We start from the raw sequence: 20,220 nt of genomic DNA, 5'->3' as shown, positions 1-20,220 counted from the left end.
CCTCGTACTGGATGTACTTGGGTCTGTGCCCGGTGCGGCGAGAGGGCGTGCCGGGCGTCGCGACGGGGCGAACGTTGCCTGTCGGGGCACTAGGCGTGGTACGTCGGCCGGGCGGCGTCCTGGCGGTCGCGGATGACCTTGGCGAGGGTGAAGGCGGAGGTCACGAGGTACAGGACGGCGGTCCCGAGGAAGGCACGCACCCAGGTGTCGGCCTCCAGCTTGAAGATCCCGACGGCGGTGGCGGTCATGGCGACGGCGAACGACGCCACGGCCTGACCGTAGAAGGCGGCCGTGTTCTGCGGCTTGGCGGATGTGTCACTCATGGGGAACAGCTTCGCCGGGCGTGGCCCGCGCCACATCCGCTCAGATACTCAGCCTCGTACTCAGAACGCCGAAACCCCGGTCAGCGCACGGCCGATGAGCAGCTTCTGAATCTGGCTGGTGCCTTCGTAGAGGGTCATCACCCGGGCGTCGCGCAGCAGTTTGCCGACCGGGTACTCGTCGATGTAGCCGTAGCCGCCGAAGACCTGGAGGGCGTTGTTCGCGGCGCGCACGGCGGCCTCGGAGGCGAACAGCTTGGCCTTGGAGGACTCCACGGCGAAGGACTGGCCGCGGTCGACGAGGTCGGCGACGCGCCAGGTCAGCAGCCGGGCGGCGTCCACGTCGAGGGCGATGTCGCTGATCAGTTCCTGGACGAGCTGGTGCTGGGCGATGGGCCGGCCGAACTGTTCGCGCTCACCCGCGTAGCGCACGGCCGCCTCCAGGGCGGCCTGGGCGATGCCGACACACCCGGCCGCCACCGACATCCGGCCCTTGGCCAGAGCTGACATGGCGACGGAGAAGCCCTTGCCCTCCTCGCCGAGCAGCGCGGAGGCGGGCACGCGGACGTCCTCCAGCACCAGTTCGGCCGTCGCCTGGCCGCGCAGGCCGAGCTTGCCGTGGACCGCGCGGCGGGTCAGGCCGGGGGTGTCCGTCGGGACGAGGAAGGCGGAGACGCCCTTGTGGCCGGGGGCGTCGGTGGAGCGGGCGAACAGCAGGACGACATCGGCCCAGGTGCCGTTGGTGATGAACATCTTGGTGCCGCTCACGACGTAGTCCTCGCCGTCGCGGACCGCGCGGGTGGTGAGGCTGCCGGCGTCCGAGCCGGTGCCCGGTTCGGTCAGGCCGAAGCAGCCGACGTACTCGCCGGAGGTCAGACCGGGCAGCCAGTGGCGCCTCTGCTCCTCGCTCCCCCACGCGGCGATCGTCTTGGCGACCAGGCCGAGGGAGACCGAGACGATGCCGCGCACGGAGGAGTCGCCGCGGCCCAGCTCCTCGGTGACCAGGCAGTACGTGAGGTGGTCGCCGCCCGAGCCGCCGTACTCCTCGTCGATCGTCAGGCCGAGGAAACCGACTTCGCCGAGCTTCTTCACGATGCCGCGATCGACCTCCTCGGCCCGGTCCCAGGCGGCGGCGTGCGGGGCGATCTCGCGCTCCACGAAGTCCCGGGCCAGCCGGCGCACGGCGGCCTGCTCCTCGCTGAGCTCCAGGTTCATGCCGAGTCACCCCACAGAGAACGGATCTTGAAAGCCGGACCTTTAAATTAGCACTGCTAGTTTAAGGTCGCAGCCCTACTATGTGCGCCATGGCCCGACCGCGCAAGCCCCTACTCAGCACCGACCGGATCGTCGCCACGGCACGGGAGCTCGTGGACGCGGAAGGGCTCGCCGCGGTCTCCACCCGCCGGCTCGCCGCCGAACTGGGGGTGAGCGGGCCGTCGCTGTACAACCACTTCAGGACCAAGGACGAGATCCTGGAGGCGGTCGCCGACTCGGTGAGCGCGCAGGTCGACCTGTCGATGTTCGAGGGCGGCCGGAACTGGCGGGCCGCGCTGCACGACTGGGCCGTCTCCTATCGGGCCGCGCTGCGCGACCACCCCAACATCGTCCCGGTCCTGGCCCAGGGCCCCGGCCGCCGCCCGGCCGCGCTGCGGCTCGCCGACGCGGTCTACGGCGCGATGGTCGAGGCCGGGTGGCCGCCGCCGCAGGCCACCTCCATCGGCGCGCTGATGCGGTACTTCATCATGGGCTCCGCCCTCGGCTCCTTCGCGGGCGGCTTCGTGGACGACCAGAGCGCCTACGACCCGGCCGACTATCCCCACCTCGGCCAGGCCCACCTCCTGCCCGACCGCCAGGAGAAGATCGACGACCGGGCCTTCGAGACGGGGCTGACCGCGCTGCTGGACGGGCTGGAGCGGCAGTACGAGCGGGTGGCGGGGGCGGCTCGGTAGCGGGCCGCGGCCGCCGGCGGGCCGCCCGCCGGCGGCCGCGGGAGCAGGTGGCGCGGGCTGCCGGTGGCGGCCGTACGAGCGGCTCGCGGGGCCGCGCGGACGACTGCCGGGTGCGGGCGACTGCCGGGGCCGTGCGAGCGGCTCGCGGGGGCGTACGGGCGACTGCCGGGTGCGGGCGACCGCCGGGGCCTTACGAGCGGCTCGCGGAGCCGTACGAGGGGCTCGCGGGGGCGGTACGAGGGGTCGCGGGGTCGTGCGGCGGGCCGCCGACGATTCGGTGGTGGCCGAAGTATGACGGGCCCATGCTGGGGTCATGACGTCGAGAGACCCTCGGGCGGCGGGGCTCGCCGCATACGCCGCGCTGATCGCCGACGAGACCCGGGCCGGATGCCTGCTGGCCCTGCTCGACGGGCGCGCCTGGACCGCCGGTGAGCTGGCCCGGCACACGGCGGTGGCCGCGTCGACACTGAGCGAGCACCTGGGCAAGCTGGTCGCCGCCGGACTGCTCGCCGAGGAGCGTCAGGGGCGGCACCGGTACGTGCGGCTGGCCGGGACCGATGTGGCGCAGCTGGTGGAGGACCTGGCCTCGCGGGCCGGGGCGGGGCGTGGCCGGCCACCGCGGACCTTGCGCGAGTCGAGCGCCGAGTCCGCGATGGCGCGCGGGCGCACCTGTTACGACCATCTCGCCGGGCGGCTCGGCATCGCCCTCACCGACGCGCTCACCGAACGCGGGCTGCTGGTGAGCGACACCGGGTTCGCGCTGACCGACGCGGGGCTCGCCTGGTTCGACACCGCCGGGATCGAGCTCATCCGCGGCGGGCGGCGGCCGTTGGCCCGGGGGTGCCTCGACTGGACCGAGCGCAGGACCCATCTCGGCGGGGTCGCCGGGGCCGCGTTGTGCCGGCATGCCCTGGAGGCCGGCTGGTGCGAGCGCATCGGGTCCGAGCGGGCGGTCCGGGTCACCGCGAGCGGCGAGCGGGCCCTGAGCGAGCTGCTCGGCATCGCGGTGGGGGCGCTTCGGTGAGGTCCTTCTCCACGGGTGCGCCGGGGCCTCTCACCCCGGACCCCACCACCGAGCCGGTCCGGCGTCGCCGTCCGAAATACGCCGGCATCCTTCCCGCCGCCCTTCCCAGCCTGAGGAGCATGATGAAGCGTCCCGGTCGCACCGAAGCCCTCGCCGTCGGCGCCGCCTGTGTCAGCGTGGTGCTGTGGGCCTCCGCCTTCGTCTCCATACGCAGCGCCGGCGCGGCCTACTCCCCCGGTGCGCTCGCGCTCGGGCGGCTGCTCGCCGGGGTGCTCGTCCTGGGCGCCATCTGTGTCGTACGGCGGGAGGGGCTGCCCCCGCGCGGCGCCTGGCCGGGGATCGCGGTCTCGGGCGTGCTGTGGTTCGGGGTCTACATGGTCGCTCTCAACTGGGGCGAGCAACGGGTCGACGCCGGGACCGCCGCGCTGGTGGTGAACATCGGGCCGATTCTGGTGGCGCTGCTGGCCGCCCGGGTGCTCGGGGACGCGATGCCGCCGAGGCTGGTGGCGGGGATGGCCGTGTCGTTCGCGGGGGCGGTGGCGGTCGGGCTGTCGATGTCCGGGAACGGGGGTTCCTCCGTGCTCGGCGTGGCCCTGTGTCTGATCGCCGCCGTGGGGTACGCGGCCGGGGTGGTCGCGCAGAAACCGGCGCTGGGGCGGGCCGGCGCCTTGCAGGTGACGACGTTCGGGTGTCTGGTGGGGGCCGTCGGATGCCTGCCGTTCGCCGGGCAGTTGGTGCGGGACGCGAGCCAGGCGCCTGTGTCGGCCACTCTCAACGTGGTCTATCTCGGGGTGTTCCCGACCGCGCTGGCCTTCACCACGTGGGCCTACGCGCTGGCCCGCACCACCGCCGGCCGGATGGGCGCGACCACGTACGCCGTGCCCGCGCTGGTCGTGCTGATGTCGTGGCTGCTGCTGGGCGAGGTGCCGGGGGCGCTCACCCTGGCGGGCGGGGCGCTGTGTCTTGCGGGTGTGGCGGTGTCGCGGTCCCGGCCGCGGGCCACGGCGCCGGTGGCCGGACCGGAGCGACTGCCGCGTTCACAGGGAGCGGGATAGGGGCCGCGGTCGCCGGGAGCCGTGCCGGGGGCGCGGAAGGCGGATTCCGAGCCGGGTTCGCGGGAGACCGGGCCGGGGACGTGGGAGGCGGGCCGGGGTCGCGGAAGCCGGGCCGGGGACGCGAGAGGCGAGTTGCGCGCCGCGGTCGCCGGAAGGCGGGCCGGGGACGTGAGAGGCGAGTTGCGCGCCGCGGTCGCGGGAGACCGGGCCGGTCGTGGCAGGCGGATCCCGAGCCGCAGTCGCCGGAAGCCGGGCGGGCCAGGGCGTGGGAGGCGGGTTGCGACGCCGCGGTCGCCGGAAGCCGGGCCGGGGACGTGGCAGGCGGGTTGCGCGCCGCAGTCGCCGGGAGCCGTGCCGGGGACGCGAGAGGCAGCTTCCACGCCGCAGTCGCCGGGAGCCGGGCCGGGGGGCGCGAGAGGCTTCCACGCCGCGGTCGCCGGGAGCCGTCGGGTCGGGTTGAACGTGCCCCGGCGACCGTGGTGTACGGGCGCCGGGTGCGCGTCCGGGCGGTCAGAACGTGACGAGGGCCCGGCCGCCCTTGCCCGCCAGCATGTTCTCGAAGGCCGCCGGGATCCCGTCCAGGGCGATCCGCTCGGTCACCAGGGAGGAGAGATCCAGCCGGCCCGCGCGGACGTGCTCGGCGAGGACCGGGAGGTCGCGGGCCGGGTCGGTGTTGCCGTAGACACAGCCGGAGAGGGTACGGCCCCAGTGGAAGATCTCCAGGGCGTTGAAGGTGACCTGCTCCTCCTTGCCGCCGATGCCGACGACCGTGGTGCGGCCGCCGCGCCGGGTGGACTCCCAGGCGGCCCGGATGGTGACCGCGCGGCCGACGCACTCGACGGCCACGTCGACGCCCTGTTTTCCGGTCAGGGCGCGGATCTCGCGCGGGGTGTCCGTGGAGGCGACGACGTAGTCGTTGGCGCCGGCGGCTCGGGCGAGCTCCTCCTTGGCCGGGGACACGTCGACGGCGATGATCCTGGACGCGCCCGCGATCCGCGCGGCCTGGAGGGCGGCCAGGCCCACGCCCCCGACGCCGAAGACGGCCACGGTCTCGCCCTCGCGCACCTGCGCGGAGTGGTGGACGGCCCCGTATCCGGTGAGGACGGCGCAGCCGAGGAGGGCCGCGTCGGTGAGCGGGATGCCTGCCGGGGCGGGCAGCGCGCAGCCGACGGGGACGACGGTCTCCTCGGCGAACGCTGCCACGTTCAGGCCGGGGTGCAGGTCGGTGCCGTCGGCGGTGCGGGCGTAGACGTCTCCGACGCCCTTGAGGGCGTCGGCGCACAGCCAGACCTCGCCGAGCGAGCAGGCGTGGCAGCTGCCGCAGGACGGGGCCCAGTTGAGGACGACGGCGTCGCCCGGGGCGACCTGGGTGACGCCCTCGCCGACGGCGACGACCGTGCCGGCGCCCTCGTGACCGAGGACGGCGGGCACGGGGACGCGCATGGTGCCGTTGGACAAGGACAGGTCGGAGTGACAGACACCGGCGGCGGCGAGCCTGACGCGGATCCGGCCGGGGCCGGGGTCCGGCAGTTCGATGTCGGTGATCTCCAGCGGGGCGCCGATGGCGGGCAGGACGGCGGCGCGGACGGTCATGTCGAGCGACTCCCTTGGAACCTGGGTGACTTGGCCAACTGGCTCAGAACTGGAAGGACTTGGTCTGGAGGTATTCGGCCAGGCCGTGACTGCCGAGCTCCCGGCCCACGCCCGACTGCTTGTAGCCGCCGAAGGGGGCGAGGGGGTTGAAGCGGCCGCCGTTGATGTCGACCTGGCCGGTGTCCATGCGGCGGGCGAAGGCGACCGCCTCGGCCTCGTCGCCCGCCCAGACGGCACCGGCGAGGCCGTAGACCGTGCCGTTGGCGATGCGCAGGGCGTCGTCCTCGTCCTCGTAGCGGATGATCGACAGCACCGGGCCGAAGATCTCCTCCTGCGCGATGGTCATGTCCTCGGTCACGTCGGCGAAGACGGTGGGGCTGACGAAGTAGCCCTTCTCGTGCGGGGATTCGCCGCCTCCCGCGACCAGGCGGGCGCCCTCGGCGACGCCCTGGTCGATGTAGCCGCGCACCCGCTCGCGCTGCCCGGCGTTGACCAGCGGGCCGATGCGGTCGCCGTACTTGGCGGCGGCGGTGCGGGCCAGCTCGACCGCCTCGTCGTACTGCGCGGTGTGCACGAGCATGCGGGTCCACGCGCTGCACGTCTGGCCGGAGTTGGACATGACGTTGGCGACGCCGACGTTGACGGCCCTGGCGAGGTCGGCGCTCGGCAGGATGACGTTGGCGGACTTGCCGCCGAGTTCGAGGGCGACGCGCTTGACGGCCCCGCCCGCGAGCGCGCCGATGCGCATGCCGACCGCGGTGGAGCCGGTGAAGGAGACCAGGTCGACGTCCGGGTGCTCGGCGAGGGCCTGGCCGGCCACCGGGCCGAGGCCGGTGACGAGGTTGAAGACGCCCGCGGGGACTCCGGCCTCGTGAACGGCCTCGGCGAAGAGCTGGGCGGTCAGCGGGGTGTCCTCGGCTGGCTTGAGGACGACCGTGCAGCCGGCCGCGAGGGCGGGGGCGACCTTGGCGACGATCTGGTGCAGGGGGTAGTTCCAGGGGGTGATCGCGGCGACCACGCCGACCGGCTCGTGCAGGACGGTGGAGTTGCCGACCTTCTCCTCGAAGGCGTGCGTGGCCGCGAGTTCGGCGAAGGTGCCGGCGACGGCGATCGGGACACTCGCGTGCACGGCCTGCGAGAAGGCGAGGGGTGAGCCCAGTTCGGCGGTGACGGTCTCGGCGATCTCGTCCTTGCGGGCCAGCAGCCCGTCCCGCAGGGCGACCAGGCGCTCGGCGCGGACGGCCGGGGGCGTGGCGGCCCAGCCGGGCAGGGCGGCGCGTGCGGCCCGTACGGCGGCGTCCACGTCCTCGGCGGTGCCCGCCGAGACCCGGGCGATGACCTGCTCGTCGGCCGGGTTGACCACGTCGATCAGGTCCGGCCCCTTGGCGGGGCGCCAGGCTCCGTCGATGTACACGCCGTCCTGGGCCTTCATGGCCTACCTCCCGAGATCGCGGCTGCATCCGCCACCTAAACTAGCGGCGGTAGTTTTTCCGCGCCAGAGGCAGCCTGGCCGTGAGGCTACGCGAGGGGAATCAGGACCGGGCGACAGGTCGGTGTGAGATGGGACCGGCCCGGGGTGTGACCGATCCGGCGGGGTGCCGATCCGGCGGGGTGCCGATCCGGGCCGGCCACCCCGCCGGGCGGCCCTACTCCTCCAGCTCCGGCAGCCGCGACGGGGCGGGGCAGATGCGGTCGCCGTGCTGGTCGAAGACGAACAGATGGGCGAGGTCGACCAGCAGCGGCACCTGCATGCCGTGCCGGAGGTCGAAGTCGGGGGTGGTGCGGAGGATGAGGTCGCCGGGGAGCCGGCCCTCGGCCGGGGCGGACTCGGCATCGGCGGGGCGCTCCAGCACCCCGACCGGACCGCCGCCCCGCAGCGCCCCCGCCCGCTCCCTGATCCGGTCCAGCACGGTGGCGCCCTCGCGGCGGCGGCGCCGGGTGCCGTGATCCGGGCGCGCTGCCTCCAGATCGGGTACGACGGCGGGGCTGGAGCCGGTGTTGAGGTGGACGAGCACCTCGTGCCCCTGGAACTCCACGTGCTCCACAAGGCCGATCATCGACACCTCACCGGGGCGTGCGTCCGAGGCCGCCGCGATCCGCACGGCCTCCGAGCGTAGACCGACGATGACCTCGCGGCCCTGCTGGACGCGGAGCAACTGGTGGTCCAGGGAGAGGGGCTCGGGCAGCCGCAGAAACTGGCGGCCGAGGCTGATGGTCATCGCCCCGCCGATCGGGGCCCGCACGAGGCCGCGCAGCAGGTTGATGCGCGGGGTGCCGATAAAGGCGGCCACGAAGACGTTGCGGGGCAGGGCGTAGACCTCGCGGGGCGTGCTGACCTGCTGGAGTACACCGCCGCGCATCACGGCGACGCGGTCGCCGAGCGACATGGCCTCGGCCTGGTCGTGGGTGACGTAGATCGTGGTGACGCCCAGTTCCCGGGTGAGCCGGGCGATCTCCGCGCGCAGGTGGTTGCGGAGCTTGGCGTCCAGGTTGGACAGCGGCTCGTCCATCAGGAACGCGGACGGGTGGCGGGCGACCGCGCGCCCCATGGCGACGCGCTGGCGCTCGCCGCCGGAGAGCTGCCGGGGGAACCGGTCGAGGAGGTCCTCGATGCCCAGCATGCGCGCTGTGGCGTCCACGCGCGGGCGCGGGTCCTCGCCGGGGGACTCGATGCGCAGGGGGAATCCGATGTTGTCGCGGCTGGTCATGTTGGGGTAGAGGGCGAAGTTCTGGAAGACCATCGCCATGTCCCGGCCGGACGGTGGCAGTTCGTTGGAGTACTCGCCGTCGAGCAGCAGGTGCCCCTCGTCGATGTCCTCCAGTCCGGCGATCATGCGCAGTACCGTCGACTTGCCGCAGCCGGACGGGCCGAGCAGGACGAGGAATTCGCCAGACTCGATCTCCAGCGTGAGCCGGTCCACCACACGGGTGCCCTTGGCGTAGCTCTTGCTGACGTCGTGCAGTGAGATGGAGCGTGTCATGAGGGATGCCCCCGGGGGCTCATGCGGGCGCTGGTGCTCCACGGTCGGACGCGCCGTGCGGATCGCAGAGCGCCATTGCGTCACGGAAGTTAACGGAATGTATGCGTTCACGGAAGAGGAATGGCTGGATCGAGTTCTTGTGTCCAGAAGGTGAGACGGCGCGCGGCCTCGCGTCAGCGCTGGGGCACCCGGCGCGGAGCGGCGGCCGAAGGGGTCGTCGGCGCCGGTCCGGCCGGGGAGCGCAGGGCCACGCCGCAGGACAGCAGGAGCAGGGCGCCCGGCATCACGAAGGGCGCCGCCGCCCCCGCGACCCCGGCGACCAGGCCGGCCGCGGCGGGTGCGGCGACCCGGCCGAGGCGGTTGCGGTCAGCCGCAGGGCGAGGGCGGTGGAGCGGGCGCCGTCGGGGGCGGCCCGGACAACGGTCGTCATGGACAGCGGCTGGCCCACGCCGAGGTAGAAGCCCAGGGCGGCCGGCATCAGGGCCAGGGCCCACACCGGGACCGGCAGGGCGATGCCCGCGCAGAGGGCCGCGGCCGTCAGACAGGTCACCGTCAGCAGCGCGGTGCGGCCGAGCAGCCGCAGCAGGGGCGTCAGCACCAGTCGGCAGGCGATCGTGGCCGCCGCGCCCAGCCCGAGGGCCCGGTAGGAGACGGCGGGCCGGGCCATCGACGCCGCCCCCTGCGCGAAGCCGAAGGCGATGACGAGACGGAGCAGCCAGCCGCGGTTCCCGCCGGGCCTCATGTGCGGATCCCTCCCGGGAGGGCGTCAGATGACGCCGAACAGCATTCCGGCGGCCAGGATCACCAGGCAGGTGGCGGCCGCCCACTTCACCACGAACCGGGTGTGGTCGCCGAACTCCACCTTCGCCATGCCGACCAGGACGTAGACCGCCGGGACGAGCGGGCTGGACATGTGCAGCGGCTGGCCGACCAGCGAGGCGCGGGCCATCTCTCCGTCACGAGCACCTCGTCCGGCGACAGCGTGCCGAGCCGCTTGCGCTCGCGAAGACCGAGGACGTACGAGAGGGCGATCACGAAGACCAGGCCGACGGCAAGCGCCGGGATCATCGGGACGAAGATGTCGCCGGCGTCGACCTTCAGCGCCAGGATGCCTGACGTTCGCCCTTGAACATCCCACCAGGGCCGGCGGTGCGACGACGTTAGGTCCCGCCGCTCGGCGTTAACAAGACGTTGACGCGCGAGCAATAAGCGCAAAACTCCAGGTCACAGCGTTGTCGAGGTCACAGCGTCGGCGCGAGCTCCACAGGGATGCCGTTGAGGACCGCGTTGCCGGACAGCGGGTCCAGCAGGGTGCCGTCGAGCAGCTGGTTGACGTTGACTCCCGGGTTCTTCTCGGCGTGGGTCAGCCGGGTGCCGGGGCGGTCGTGGCCCCATCCGTGGGGCAGGCTGACGACGCCCTGTCGCACGCCGTCGGTGACCTCGACCGGCACGGTCACCTCTCCCCCGGCGCCCTTCACGCGCACATCCGTCCCGTCGCGCACGCCGAGCCGGTCCGCGTCCTCGGGGTGCAGGTGCAGGGTGCAGCGGTTGGAGCCGCCGGTGAGGGCGGGCACGTTGTGCATCCAGCTGTTGTTGGAGCGCAGATGGCGGCGGCCGACCAGGACCAGCCCCGCGGGGCGTTCGCCCATCGCCTCCCGCAGCCGGGGCAGATCGGCGGCGATCGGGCCGGGCAGCAGCTCCACCTTGCCACTGGCGGTCTTCAGCGGCTGCGGCAGCCGCGGCCGGAGCGGGCCGAGGTCGATGCCGTGCGGGTGTGCGAGCAGCTCGGCCAGGGTGAGGCCGTCGGGGCGGGCGCCGAAGCCGTCGCCGTAGGGGCCGAGACGCAGCATCATGTCGAGGCGGCGCTCGGGGCCGGTGTCGCCGGTCAGCTGCGCGGCCAGCTGCTTCGGGTCGCGGCCGTGGACGGGCGAGTGCTCCTCGCGGACCGCGCGGCCCAGGGTCTGGTCGATCACCATGGCGTCGACGGCGGCCGGGTCGGCGCCGTGCATGCCGGTCGCGGCGAGGGTGAGCCGGGCGAGGATCTCGGTCTCGGCCATGCGGCCGTCCTCCAGCGGGACGGCGGGGCGCGTGTAGCGGACCTGGTTGCGCACGGCGAGGGTGTTGAACGCGAAGTCGTGGTGCGGGCTCTGGGAGGGCGGGGGCGGCGGCAGCACGACGTCGGCGTGGCGGGAGGTCTCGTTGAGGTAGGGGTCGACGCTGACCATGAAGTCCAGGGAGTCCAGGGCCTTGTCGAGACGGTCGCCGTCGGGTGCGGAGAGCACCGGGTTGGCGGCGACGGAGATCAGCGCGCGGACCGGCTCGCCGTCCGCTGTCGCGGTGTCGATCTCCTCGGCGAGCGCGGACAGCGGCAACTCGCCCTTGGCCTCGGGGTGTCCGCTCACCCGGGAGTGCCAGCGGCCGAGCTGGAAGCCGCGGCCGGGGCCGGCGGGTCGGGGCGTCCGGTCGGTGGCGGCCCGCGGGAAGAGGGCGCCGCCGGGGCGGTCGAGGTTGCCGGTGAGGATGTTGAGGACGTCCACGAGCCAGCTGGCCAGGGTGCCGTGGGCGACGGTGCAGCTGCCGATGCGGCCGTAGACGGCGGCGGTGGGGGCGGCGGCCAGTTCACGGGCCAGGGCGCGGATCTCGGCGGCCTCGACGTCACAGGCCCCGGCGACCGCCTCGGGGGTGAAGTCGCCCACGGCGTCGCGGAGTTCATCCAGGCCCTTCAGGTGCGGGGTCAACTCGCCCGGAGCGGCGAGGTCTTCCTCGAACAGCACATGGGTCATCGCCGCGAGCAGCAGGGCGTCCGTGCCGGGCCGCACGGCGAGGTGCCGGTCGGCCAGTTTCGCGGTGCGGGTGCGGCGCGGGTCGACGACGGTGAGGGTGCCGCCGCGGGCCTTGAGGGCCTTGAGCTTGCCGGGGAAGTCGGGGGCGGTGCACAGACTGCCGTTGGACTCCAGCGGGTTGGCGCCGATCAGCAGCAGATGGTCCGTGTGGTCCAGGTCGGGGACCGGGATGGCGTTGGCGTCGCCGAACAGCAGGCCGCTGGAGACGTGCTTGGGCATCTGGTCGACCGTGGAGGCGGTGAACAGGCTGTGGGTGCCGAGGGCGGCGAGCAGGACGGGCGGGTAGAGGGCGCCGGCCATGGTGTGCACATTGGGGTTGCCGAGCACGATGCCGACGGCGTGCGGGCCGTGCGCCTCGACGACGGGGCGCAGCCCTGCCGCGACCGCGTCGAAGGCCTCCTGCCAGGTGGCCTCGCGCAGTTCGCCGTCCCGGCGGACCAGCGGGGCGCGCAGCCGGTCGGGGTCGCCGTCGACGGCTCCGAAGGAGGCGCCCTTGGGGCAGATGAAGCCTTGGCTGAAGACGTCCTCGCGGTCGCCGCGGGCCCCGGTGACCCGGGTTCCGTCGATCGTGAGGGTCAGCCCGCAGGTGGCCTCGCACAGAGGGCAGATTCGCAGGGCGGTGCGGGACACGGGTCCTCCCGATTGAGGTCGCGGCAGCGGTGGCGCTTGGACTCCGACCGAGCATACCGACCGGTAGGCATGGAGGGGAGGATAGCGCTCAGCCCAGCACGCGGGCCAGGTACGCGTACAGCAGCTCCCGCATCTCCGCGATGATCTGCTCGTCCCCCTCGGGGTCGACCCGGAAGGCCAGGTGCACCAGGGTGTCGGCGGTCTCCACGGCGATCAGGAGGCCGCGCCGCATGGCTTCGTCCGGCTCGCGCGAGAGGTACCCGGCGAGCATCTCGGTGAGGCGGCCGGCGACGCGGTGGTTGGGTCCGGCGTCACGGGAGCCGACGGGTATCTGGTTGCCGAAGTCGACGAGCGAGAAGCCGGGCGCGGTGCGCTTCATGGCCAGGTACTCGTCGAGCACGGCGTCCGTGGCCGCGCGCCAGCCGGCGCTCGCGCCGCCGACGTCGCCACCAGCGCCGTTCTCGTCGCCGGCCTCGCCACCACCGCCGCTCTCGCGGCAGTCCTCGCCGCCGTTCGCGGCCCCCTCGATGCCCTTGAGGCGTTCCTGCACGCGTTCGGTGAAGCGTTCCAGGTTGCGCTGGGCGAGGGCGTCGGCCATCGCCCGCTTGTTGCCGAAGAACCGGTAGACCGAGCCGATGGGCACCCCCGCGCGCAGCGCCACGGCGCGGGTGCTCAGGGCGTCGTAGCCGACCTCGTCGAGGAGGTCGGCGCAGGCGTCCAGAATCCTGGTCAGCCGTTCGGCGCTGCGCCGCTGCACAGGCGCACGGCGGAGCGGGGTCGCATGGGGCACGGTCTTCATGATGCCCTTCCGCCGGGATCGGGTGAACCACGCCACCGAGTACGGAGGGCGACGGGAAATCCACTCAACGGGGCGGCGGGGAGCCGGGAGGCACGGGCAGCGCGGACCGCGAGGAGGACGGCACGGCGGGCGAGGAGGAGGGCACCGACCGCGAGGAGGACGGCGCGGGCCGCGAGGCGGTGGCCCCGGTGGACACGGACCGCGAAGGCTCCACCGGCCCCTCACCCGAGGACGTCGGCCCCGGACTCTCCGCCCCCGACGCCGTGATGTCCGCCGTGGTCTCCACCGGCTCCCCGTCCACGGCCCACACCGTTCCGTCGTCGGCGTACAGCCGCGCGGTGATCTGGTGGGTGCCGCGCGGGACGAGCAGGGCGGGCAGGCGGTGGTCGGGGGCACGCAGTTCGGCGACGGGCAGGCCGTCCAGGTAGAGCCGGGCGAAGCCGCGGCCGGCCGCCGCCTCGGCGGGAGCGCCGGGCGGCGAGAAGCGGAAGTCGCGCAGGGCCAGCCGTACGTCCCAGCTGGAACCGTCGGGATCGGGCTGCACCTCGATGCCGACCCCGGGGGCGTCCTCCTCGTCCACCTCGCGATACGGCCGCCCCTGGTCGTCCCGGTCCTCCAGGACCTGGCCGACCGGTGCCGGCGAGGCACCGTTCTTGCCCTCTTCGGGGTCACCGGTCCGGCAGCCCGCGGATCCGGTCAGCAACAGGACACAGACCGCGAGCGCGGCGAGGGGTCTCCGCGTCCACGACATGGCGGCGAGCGTAGAACACGGCTCCGACACCCCGAATCCCCCTGGAGTCTGGTCCGCGTCATCCCTGGAGAGGACGGGTCCCGCCTCCTTACGGAGGAGGACCCGACGAGATCGACCGGTCCCCCTTGCGCCCGCCCCGAGCCAATCCTACGGTGATACATAGGAATCAGGACCGGGGCGTCGCACGCCACGAACTCGGACGGCAGGGAGCAGCGAGCATGAGCGATGGGGGCACCGCCCGCGCGAGCGGGTTCGAGCGCGGGGGAGCGCGGAAGGCCGCCGAAGGGCCGGCGGAGTCCTATCTCTCCGGCTTCGGCAACGAGCACAGCTCCGAGGCCGTGCCGGGCGCACTGCCCGAGGGCCGCAACTCACCCCAGCGCGCCCCGCTCGGCCTGTACGCGGAACAGCTGAGCGGTTCGGCGTTCACCGAGCCCAGGGCGCACAACCTGCGTTCGTGGCTGTACCGGATCCGCCCGTCGGCCGGGCACCCGGCGTTCACCCGCACGGACAACGGGGCGCTGGGCACGGGCCCGTTCACACAGTCGGTCCCGGACCCCAACCGGCTGCGCTGGAACCCGCTGCCGGAGCCCGCTGAGGGCACCGACTTCCTGGCGGGTCTGTGGACGCTCGGCGGCAACGGCGACGCTACGCAGCGCGCGGGCATGGCCGTGCACCTCTACCACGCCAACGCCTCCATGGACCGGGTGTTCAGCGACGCCGACGGCGAGCTGCTGATCGTCCCCGAGCGCGGCGGACTGCTGCTGCGCACGGAGTTCGGCCTGCTGCACGCCGAGCCGGGCCATGTCGCCCTGATCCCGCGCGGCGTCCGCTTCCGGGTGGAGCTCCTCGACGAGACCGCCCGCGGATACGTCTGCGAGAACTACGGCGCCCCCTTCCGGCTGCCCGACCTCGGCCCGATCGGCGCCAACGGCCTCGCGGGCGCACGGGACTTCAAGGCCCCCGCCGCCGCGTACGAGGACGTGGAGGGCCCAGTGGAGGTGGTCAACAAGTTCTGCGGCAACCTCTGGACGGCTACGTACGACCACTCCCCGCTGGACGTGGTCGCCTGGCACGGCAACTACGTGCCCTACGTCTACGACCTGCGCCGCTTCAATGTGATCGGCACGATCTCCTACGACCACCCGGACCCGTCGATCTTCACGGTGCTGACGTCGCCCTCCGACACCCCGGGGCTCGCGGGCGTCGACTTCGTGGTGTTCGCGCCGCGCTGGCTGGTGGGCGAGGACACCTTCCGGCCGCCGTACTTCCACCGCAATGTGATGAGCGAGTACATGGGCCTGATCGAGGGCGCGTACGACGCGAAGACCGCCGGAAAGGGGGGCTTCGTGCCGGGCGGCGGCTCGCTGCACAACATGATGTCGGCGCACGGGCCGGACCGGGAGACGTTCGACCGGGCGAGCGCGGCCGAGCTGAAGCCGCAGAAGATCGACGACGGGCTGGCGTTCATGTTCGAGACCCGCTGGCCGGTGACGCTCACCCCGCACGCGGCCGGCGCGGACCACCTCCAGCGGCGCTACGACGACGTGTGGCAGGGCCTTGAGCGGCACTTCCGCGCGCTGTGAGGGTCAACCGGTTGCACTGAAGATTCCCGAAAGGGTACGGATGGCACGTGACCTCCTTCGCCCCGGACTCGATCGTCCTCAACCGCAAGCTGCCGCTCTGGTACCAGGTGTCCCAGTCGCTGCGCGCCTCGATACTGGGCCGCTCGCCGCATGACCCCTTGCGGCTGCCCACCGAGGAGCAGTTGGCGGGGCACTACGGCGTGAGCGTGCTGACCATGCGGCAGGCGCTGAAGGAGCTGGAGGACGAGGGGCTGATCTCCCGGCACCGCCGGCGGGGTACGTTCATCGAGCCGGGGGTCAAGCGGGGCGCTCCGGTACGGCTGCTGGGCTCGGTCGACGCGATCGTGGCCCAGCAGTCGGGCATGACGACAAGGCTGCTGGACCAGGGCCCGGCCGCCCCGCCGGCCGAACTCGCCGAGTACTTCCCGGATCTGGCGGAGGTGGCGACGTACCACCGGCTGCGCGGCGACGAGAAGACGGGTGAGCCGACCAACCACGCGCGCAACTACGTCCGTCCCGAGCTGGCCGCCCTCATCGACCCCGCCGACCTGGTGCGCTGGCCGATGACCAAGGTCCTGCGGGACGTGGTGGGGGCGGACATCAGCCGCATCACGGACACCGTTGAGGCCCGGCTCGCGGACCCGGAGACGGCCCGGCTGCTCGACGTACCGCTGCTCAGCCCGATCCTGCACTACACGGGCATCACCTACGACACGGCCGGACGCCCGCTGGACGTGGTGGTCATCCACTACCGGGGCGACCGCTTCTCCTTCACGGTGACGCTGGACGCCACCTGACCCGCGCTCCGGCGGGCCGTCGTACCATGCCGGGCGTGACGAACGACGACGCTCCGCTGCTCGCGGACCTCATGCCGTGGTCCGTCGCAGCCCCGCGGCTGGGCCGCACCTGGCCGGTGGCCCCGGACCCGGCCTCCCTGACGGCCCGCTGGGCGGCCCTGGTGAAGGCCGAAGGGCCGCACCGCGAGACTCTGTTCGCCCCGACGCGCTCGCGCGGTCTGCACACCGCCGTCGGCCAACTGCCGGGCCGGCCCGGCGGTACGGAACGCCTGGTCCGCGCCTCGGGTCCGTGCCCGGAGCCGGTACGTGTCCTGTACGCCCCCTTCGACGAGCAGTGGCTCATCCCCGACCACCGTCTGATCGACGCGGCCCGCCCCGAGCTGTGGCGGGTGGCGGACGGGCGGCAGGTCTTCGTGGTCGAGACGTCCGACACCCCGGGTCTCCCGCTGCTGGCCACCTCCCTGTTCCCCCTTCCGCGCCGGGGCCGCGTCCGGCCGCTGTACCGCCGCCCGGGCGGCGCGGAACCCAACCTGGCGCCCGGCCTCACCGGCCATCTGACCGCCCGCCTGGGCCTTCAGGTCACGCCCGGGGACACCCTGGCCTGGATCATGGCGGCCACCCGCCCCGACCTCACGGTGCCGCTCACCGAGGACGCGGACACCTGGACACGGGGCGTGCGGCAGGGCCACCGCCTGCTCTGGCTGATGCGCCGCGACGGCGACCGCCCCAAACTCCCCGGCGGCCGCCGCCCCTACGTCCGCGCCCCTCTGCCGACCCGCCCGCTGACCCTTCTCTACGACCGGGAGGAGGAGGTCCTCCACCTGGACGAGGGCCGCATCTCCCCGGTCCCGCCGCAGGCCTGGGACTTCGAGGTGGAGGGCACGCGGGTACTGGAGGCATGGTTCACGACGCGCACGACGGACGCGCCCACGGGCACCCTGGACGCCCTGCGCCCCGCCATCTGGCCCCAGACCTGGACGTCCGAACTGCTGGAACTGATCACGGTGTTGGCGCTGCTGGCGGAACTTCCCTCCGTCCGGGACGAGTTGCGGACCACGATCACGGGGAAGGACCTGCGCGAGGCCGGGGTGCTGCCGCCACCACCGTCGGCACACCGCCCGGCCTCGGTCCTGGACCACCGGGAAGAGGGCCCGGAGGGTCAGTTCACCCTGATCTGAGACCCGCCCCCGAAGAGGCGCGGTGCCGTATCCATGCGCGGCTCCGCCACGCGGGCGCGAGCGACCCACGACAACCGCGAGCGACCCACGGCAACCGCGAGCCGCACACACTCACCCCCGCGGCGCATAGGCGTCCAGAACCCGCCCCACCACCCTCTCGAACACCTCGTCGAGATCCACCGCCTCCGGACCGCCCTCGGAGAGCGCCGCGGCCAACCGCGGATACTCCCCACTGGCGATCCGCCCGCCCACATACGCGGAGCGCACCGCGTTCTCCTGGTCCGCCGACCACGGCAACGTCCGCACCCGCTCGGCGACGGCCAGCTCGTTGGCGACGGACGTGGCCACGACCCCGTTCACCATCGCGATGAGCTCGACCTTGGTGCCGTAGGGCAGATCCAGGGGGTCCAGGCAGGTCAGCGACCACTCCAGGTACCGCAGCGCGTTGGGCGTGAACCCGTACACCCCGGAGATGAGCCGGGTCATCCACGGGTGCCGGTGCACCAGGGCCCGCGCCTGCCTGGCCATCCGCAGCATGTCCGCGCGCCAGTCCCCCGTCGGCGCGAACAGCTCGTGCTCGCCCCCGGCCGCGTCCATCATCAGCTCGAACAGGTCTTCCTTGCGCGGCACGTAGTTGTAGAGCGACATCGTGCCGCAGCCCAGTTCCGTGGCCACCCGCCGCATGGACACGGCGTCCAGGCCCTCAGCGTCGGCGATGCGCACGGCGGCCGCCGCGATGTCGGCGCGCGAGTACGCGGGCCTCGGCCCCCGCCCCGTCCGTTCGGGGCGGGTCCAGATCACATGGGGTTCGGCCGCTCGGCCCGCCATCGGTCATCACCTCGCCCACCATCGTAGTTACGTACACCGTACGTAGTGCGCTATGGTCGACCCATGACTTCTACGTACGCTGTACTTAGTGAGGGTCTGGAGAAGCGCTTCGGCGCGGTCCGCGCTCTGCGGGGGCTCGATCTCGCGGTGGCGCGGGGCACGGTCTGCGGGGTCCTCGGCCCCAACGGCGCGGGCAAGACGACGGCGGTCCGGATGCTGACCACGCTGCTGAGGCCGGACGCCGGGTCGGCCCGGATCGCCGGGCACGACCTGGTCCGGGAGGCCGCCGCGGTGCGGACGAAGATCGGCGTCACCGGTCAGCACACGTCCGTCGACGGGGACCTGACCGGCCGCGAGAACCTCCGCCTGTTCGCCCGGCTGCACCGGGTGCGCGGCCCGAACGCCGTGGCCGACGGACTGCTGGAGCGGTTCGGCCTCGGCGGGGCCGCGGACCGGGCCGCGAGCACCTACTCGGGCGGTATGCGGCGGCGCCTGGACCTCGCGGCGAGTCTCGTGCGGCGTCCCGAGGTGCTGTTCCTCGACGAACCGACCACGGGACTTGACCCGGCGAGCCGCAACCACATCTGGGACGCGGTGCGGGAGCTGACCGCCGAGGGCACGACGGTGCTGCTGACCACGCAGTATCTGGAGGAGGCCGACCGGCTGGCCGACGGCGTCGTGCTGATGGAGGAGGGGCGGGTCGCCCACACCGGGACGCCCGGCGAACTGAAGTCCGTCGTCGGCGCCTACGCCGAGGCCGTCGTGGCCGGACCGGAGGCGATGGCCGGGGCCGCCGCCGTGCTGGACCGGCTCACCGGGCACGAACCGTCCCTCGACCACGGCCGCCACGCCGTCGGCGCGGTCAGCCGCGACAGCACGCTCACCCTGCCCCGCCTGGTGCGCGAACTCGACGCGGCGGGCGTGCCGTTGCTGGACGCGAGCATCCGGCCGCCCACGCTCGACGACGTGTTCCTGCGGCTGACCGGCACCCCCGAGCGCGACCGGGCCATGGCCCCGTCCACGAGCCCGCCCACGGGCCCGTCCACGAGCCCCGAGCGCGACAAGGAGCGTGCGGCATGAGCACGTTGGCGTACGACGGCACGGCGATGCTGGGCCGGCAGTTGCGGCGCGTCCGCAACAACCCGGGGCTGGTGGTGCTCACCCAGACCGCGCCGATCACGATGCTGCTGTTCTTCGGGTACGTCTTCGGCAGCGCGGTCGCCATGCCCGGCGAGGAGTACCGCGCCTTCCTGGTGCCGGGGCTGCTGGTCGCGACGGCGGCGGGCGGACTGACCACGGGCATGCTCCAGGCGGCGCAGGACACGCATCGCGGGGTGATGGACCGGTTCCGCACGATGCCGGTGAGCCGGGCGGCGGTGCCGCTCGGCCAGGCGGCCGCCGATCTGGTGGTCACGGCCGTCGGCACCGTGCCGCTGCTGCTGGTGGGGCTCGCCGTGGGCTGGCGGATCGAGGGGTCCGCGGCGGACGCGGCCGGTGCGCTCGGACTGCTGCTGCTGTTCCGGTTCGCGGCGACCTGGGCCGGCATCCTGCTGGGGATGCTGACCCGCGACGAGGAGACGGGCGGGCAGCTCGCCAGCATGACCTTCGTGCTGCCGCTGCTGTCCAGCGCCTACATCCCCGCCACCGGGATGCCCGGCTGGCTGCGCACGGTCGCCGAGTGGAACCCGATCAGCGCGGTGACCACCGCCCTGCGCGATCTGTTCGGCAACGCGCCCGTGCCGGAGGGGGCCGCCTGGCCGGTGGCGCATCCGGTGGCCGGGTCGCTGGCCTGGTGCGCGGTGCTGATCGGGGTGTGCGCGCCGCTCGCCGTGCGCCGGTTCTCACACTGACCAGGCTCTGCGCGCCGCTCACCGTGCGCCGGTTCTCAC

Annotated in this window: 17 protein-coding genes and 2 pseudogenes; 8 read left to right on the top strand and 11 right to left on the bottom strand. The window is 73.4% G+C overall.

Going from position 1 to position 20,220, the window contains the following annotated elements:
* Positions 1 to 89: 89 nt before the first annotated feature.
* Positions 90 to 323 carry a YiaA/YiaB family inner membrane protein gene (locus tag ABZZ79_RS33825; RefSeq protein WP_356695428.1) on the bottom strand — a complete coding sequence of 78 codons (234 nt, stop codon included), beginning with the start codon at positions 321 to 323 and terminating at the stop codon, positions 90 to 92.
* Positions 324 to 383: 60 nt separating this feature from the next.
* On the bottom strand, positions 384 to 1,535 hold the full coding sequence (locus ABZZ79_RS33820) for an acyl-CoA dehydrogenase family protein (RefSeq protein WP_356695426.1): 1,152 nt from the start codon (positions 1,533 to 1,535) through the stop codon (positions 384 to 386).
* A gap of 89 nt (positions 1,536 to 1,624) precedes the next feature.
* On the opposite strand from ABZZ79_RS33820, the gene ABZZ79_RS33815 reads away from it, so the two are divergent.
* The 3 genes from ABZZ79_RS33815 (at position 1,625) to ABZZ79_RS33805 (ending at position 4,348) form a co-directional block, all read left to right on the top strand.
* Positions 1,625 to 2,269 (top strand): TetR/AcrR family transcriptional regulator, encoded by a 645-nt coding sequence (locus tag ABZZ79_RS33815; protein ID WP_356695424.1) that lies wholly within the window; start codon positions 1,625 to 1,627, stop codon positions 2,267 to 2,269.
* Between the two features lie 313 nt (positions 2,270 to 2,582).
* Positions 2,583 to 3,293: a helix-turn-helix domain-containing protein gene (locus ABZZ79_RS33810; protein WP_356695422.1), complete on the top strand. Its 711-nt coding sequence runs from the start codon at positions 2,583 to 2,585 to the stop codon at positions 3,291 to 3,293.
* Between the two features lie 119 nt (positions 3,294 to 3,412).
* Positions 3,413 to 4,348 (top strand): DMT family transporter, encoded by a 936-nt coding sequence (locus ABZZ79_RS33805; protein ID WP_356695420.1) that lies wholly within the window; start codon positions 3,413 to 3,415, stop codon positions 4,346 to 4,348.
* A 510-nt stretch (positions 4,349 to 4,858) separates the two neighbouring features.
* Here ABZZ79_RS33805 and ABZZ79_RS33800 read toward each other — a convergent pair.
* From ABZZ79_RS33800 to ABZZ79_RS33765, 8 genes and pseudogenes are all read right to left on the bottom strand, one after another.
* Positions 4,859 to 5,941 (bottom strand): Zn-dependent alcohol dehydrogenase, encoded by a 1,083-nt coding sequence (locus ABZZ79_RS33800; RefSeq protein WP_356695418.1) that lies wholly within the window; start codon positions 5,939 to 5,941, stop codon positions 4,859 to 4,861.
* A gap of 43 nt (positions 5,942 to 5,984) precedes the next feature.
* Positions 5,985 to 7,373 carry an aldehyde dehydrogenase family protein gene (locus tag ABZZ79_RS33795; RefSeq protein WP_356695416.1) on the bottom strand — a complete coding sequence of 463 codons (1,389 nt, stop codon included), beginning with the start codon at positions 7,371 to 7,373 and terminating at the stop codon, positions 5,985 to 5,987.
* 214 nt (positions 7,374 to 7,587) lie between these two features.
* Positions 7,588 to 8,922 (bottom strand): ABC transporter ATP-binding protein, encoded by a 1,335-nt coding sequence (locus ABZZ79_RS33790; RefSeq protein ID WP_356695414.1) that lies wholly within the window; start codon positions 8,920 to 8,922, stop codon positions 7,588 to 7,590.
* A gap of 173 nt (positions 8,923 to 9,095) precedes the next feature.
* A pseudogene (locus ABZZ79_RS33785) lies at positions 9,096 to 9,547 on the bottom strand (MFS transporter); the annotation flags it as partial.
* Positions 9,548 to 9,688: 141 nt separating this feature from the next.
* Positions 9,689 to 9,874: pseudogene (locus ABZZ79_RS33780) on the bottom strand (citrate:proton symporter); the annotation flags it as partial.
* A 289-nt stretch (positions 9,875 to 10,163) separates the two neighbouring features.
* Positions 10,164 to 12,395: a molybdopterin oxidoreductase family protein gene (locus tag ABZZ79_RS33775; RefSeq protein ID WP_356695412.1), complete on the bottom strand. Its 2,232-nt coding sequence runs from the start codon at positions 12,393 to 12,395 to the stop codon at positions 10,164 to 10,166.
* Positions 12,396 to 12,483: 88 nt separating this feature from the next.
* Positions 12,484 to 13,194 carry a TetR family transcriptional regulator gene (locus ABZZ79_RS33770; RefSeq protein ID WP_356695410.1) on the bottom strand — a complete coding sequence of 237 codons (711 nt, stop codon included), beginning with the start codon at positions 13,192 to 13,194 and terminating at the stop codon, positions 12,484 to 12,486.
* 64 nt (positions 13,195 to 13,258) lie between these two features.
* Complete coding sequence (locus ABZZ79_RS33765; RefSeq protein WP_356695408.1) at positions 13,259 to 13,945, bottom strand: hypothetical protein; 687 nt, start codon at positions 13,943 to 13,945, stop codon at positions 13,259 to 13,261.
* 218 nt (positions 13,946 to 14,163) lie between these two features.
* Between ABZZ79_RS33765 and hmgA the strand changes: the two genes are divergently transcribed.
* The 3 genes from hmgA to ABZZ79_RS33750 are packed head-to-tail and all read left to right on the top strand — an operon-like array spanning position 14,164 to position 17,503.
* Positions 14,164 to 15,528 (top strand): homogentisate 1,2-dioxygenase, encoded by a 1,365-nt coding sequence (gene hmgA, locus ABZZ79_RS33760; RefSeq protein WP_356695406.1) that lies wholly within the window; start codon positions 14,164 to 14,166, stop codon positions 15,526 to 15,528.
* Between the two features lie 47 nt (positions 15,529 to 15,575).
* Positions 15,576 to 16,325, top strand: a complete 750-nt coding sequence (locus ABZZ79_RS33755) for a GntR family transcriptional regulator (RefSeq protein WP_356695404.1) — start codon at positions 15,576 to 15,578, stop codon at positions 16,323 to 16,325.
* A 26-nt stretch (positions 16,326 to 16,351) separates the two neighbouring features.
* On the top strand, positions 16,352 to 17,503 hold the full coding sequence (locus tag ABZZ79_RS33750; RefSeq protein WP_356695402.1) for a type ISP restriction/modification enzyme: 1,152 nt from the start codon (positions 16,352 to 16,354) through the stop codon (positions 17,501 to 17,503).
* Between the two features lie 111 nt (positions 17,504 to 17,614).
* Here the strand turns inward: ABZZ79_RS33750 and ABZZ79_RS33745 are convergent, their stop codons facing one another.
* The gene (locus ABZZ79_RS33745; RefSeq protein WP_356695400.1) at positions 17,615 to 18,331 is read right to left on the bottom strand and encodes a TetR/AcrR family transcriptional regulator; all 717 of its coding nucleotides are present in this window, start codon (positions 18,329 to 18,331) and stop codon (positions 17,615 to 17,617) included.
* A gap of 63 nt (positions 18,332 to 18,394) precedes the next feature.
* Between ABZZ79_RS33745 and ABZZ79_RS33740 the strand changes: the two genes are divergently transcribed.
* Both ABZZ79_RS33740 and ABZZ79_RS33735 read left to right on the top strand, forming a co-directional pair.
* Entirely contained in the window at positions 18,395 to 19,411 is a 1,017-nt protein-coding gene (locus tag ABZZ79_RS33740) for an ATP-binding cassette domain-containing protein (protein WP_356695398.1), read from the top strand.
* Entirely contained in the window at positions 19,408 to 20,181 is a 774-nt protein-coding gene (locus tag ABZZ79_RS33735; protein ID WP_356695396.1) for an ABC transporter permease, read from the top strand. The genes ABZZ79_RS33740 and ABZZ79_RS33735 overlap by 4 nt, the downstream gene beginning before the upstream one ends.
* Positions 20,182 to 20,220 lie beyond the last annotated feature (39 nt).

The sequence above is a fragment of the Streptomyces sp. NPDC006458 genome, assembly GCF_040612135.1.
Taxonomy (GTDB): Bacteria; Actinomycetota; Actinomycetes; order Streptomycetales; family Streptomycetaceae; genus Streptomyces.
Note: the sequence above shows the minus strand (reverse complement) of the source record. Positions and strands in the feature narration are given on the sequence as shown.

Excerpts from the sequence above, each read along its gene's own strand:
- ABZZ79_RS33825 (WP_356695428.1), bottom strand. The coding sequence starts at position 323 with ATGAGTGACACATCCGCCAAGCCGCAGAACACGGCCGCCTTCTACGGT.
- ABZZ79_RS33765 (WP_356695408.1), bottom strand. The coding sequence starts at position 13,945 with ATGTCGTGGACGCGGAGACCCCTCGCCGCGCTCGCGGTCTGTGTCCTG.
- ABZZ79_RS33820 (WP_356695426.1), bottom strand. The coding sequence starts at position 1,535 with ATGAACCTGGAGCTCAGCGAGGAGCAGGCCGCCGTGCGCCGGCTGGCC.
- ABZZ79_RS33745 (WP_356695400.1), bottom strand. The coding sequence starts at position 18,331 with ATGGCGGGCCGAGCGGCCGAACCCCATGTGATCTGGACCCGCCCCGAA.
- ABZZ79_RS33740 (WP_356695398.1), top strand. The coding sequence starts at position 18,395 with ATGACTTCTACGTACGCTGTACTTAGTGAGGGTCTGGAGAAGCGCTTC.
- ABZZ79_RS33815 (WP_356695424.1), top strand. The coding sequence starts at position 1,625 with ATGGCCCGACCGCGCAAGCCCCTACTCAGCACCGACCGGATCGTCGCC.
- ABZZ79_RS33805 (WP_356695420.1), top strand. The coding sequence starts at position 3,413 with ATGATGAAGCGTCCCGGTCGCACCGAAGCCCTCGCCGTCGGCGCCGCC.
- ABZZ79_RS33810 (WP_356695422.1), top strand. The coding sequence starts at position 2,583 with ATGACGTCGAGAGACCCTCGGGCGGCGGGGCTCGCCGCATACGCCGCG.
- ABZZ79_RS33735 (WP_356695396.1), top strand. The coding sequence starts at position 19,408 with ATGAGCACGTTGGCGTACGACGGCACGGCGATGCTGGGCCGGCAGTTG.
- ABZZ79_RS33770 (WP_356695410.1), bottom strand. The coding sequence starts at position 13,194 with ATGAAGACCGTGCCCCATGCGACCCCGCTCCGCCGTGCGCCTGTGCAG.
- ABZZ79_RS33790 (WP_356695414.1), bottom strand. The coding sequence starts at position 8,922 with ATGACACGCTCCATCTCACTGCACGACGTCAGCAAGAGCTACGCCAAG.
- ABZZ79_RS33795 (WP_356695416.1), bottom strand. The coding sequence starts at position 7,373 with ATGAAGGCCCAGGACGGCGTGTACATCGACGGAGCCTGGCGCCCCGCC.
- ABZZ79_RS33800 (WP_356695418.1), bottom strand. The coding sequence starts at position 5,941 with ATGACCGTCCGCGCCGCCGTCCTGCCCGCCATCGGCGCCCCGCTGGAG.
- hmgA (WP_356695406.1), top strand. The coding sequence starts at position 14,164 with ATGAGCGATGGGGGCACCGCCCGCGCGAGCGGGTTCGAGCGCGGGGGA.
- ABZZ79_RS33750 (WP_356695402.1), top strand. The coding sequence starts at position 16,352 with ATGCCGGGCGTGACGAACGACGACGCTCCGCTGCTCGCGGACCTCATG.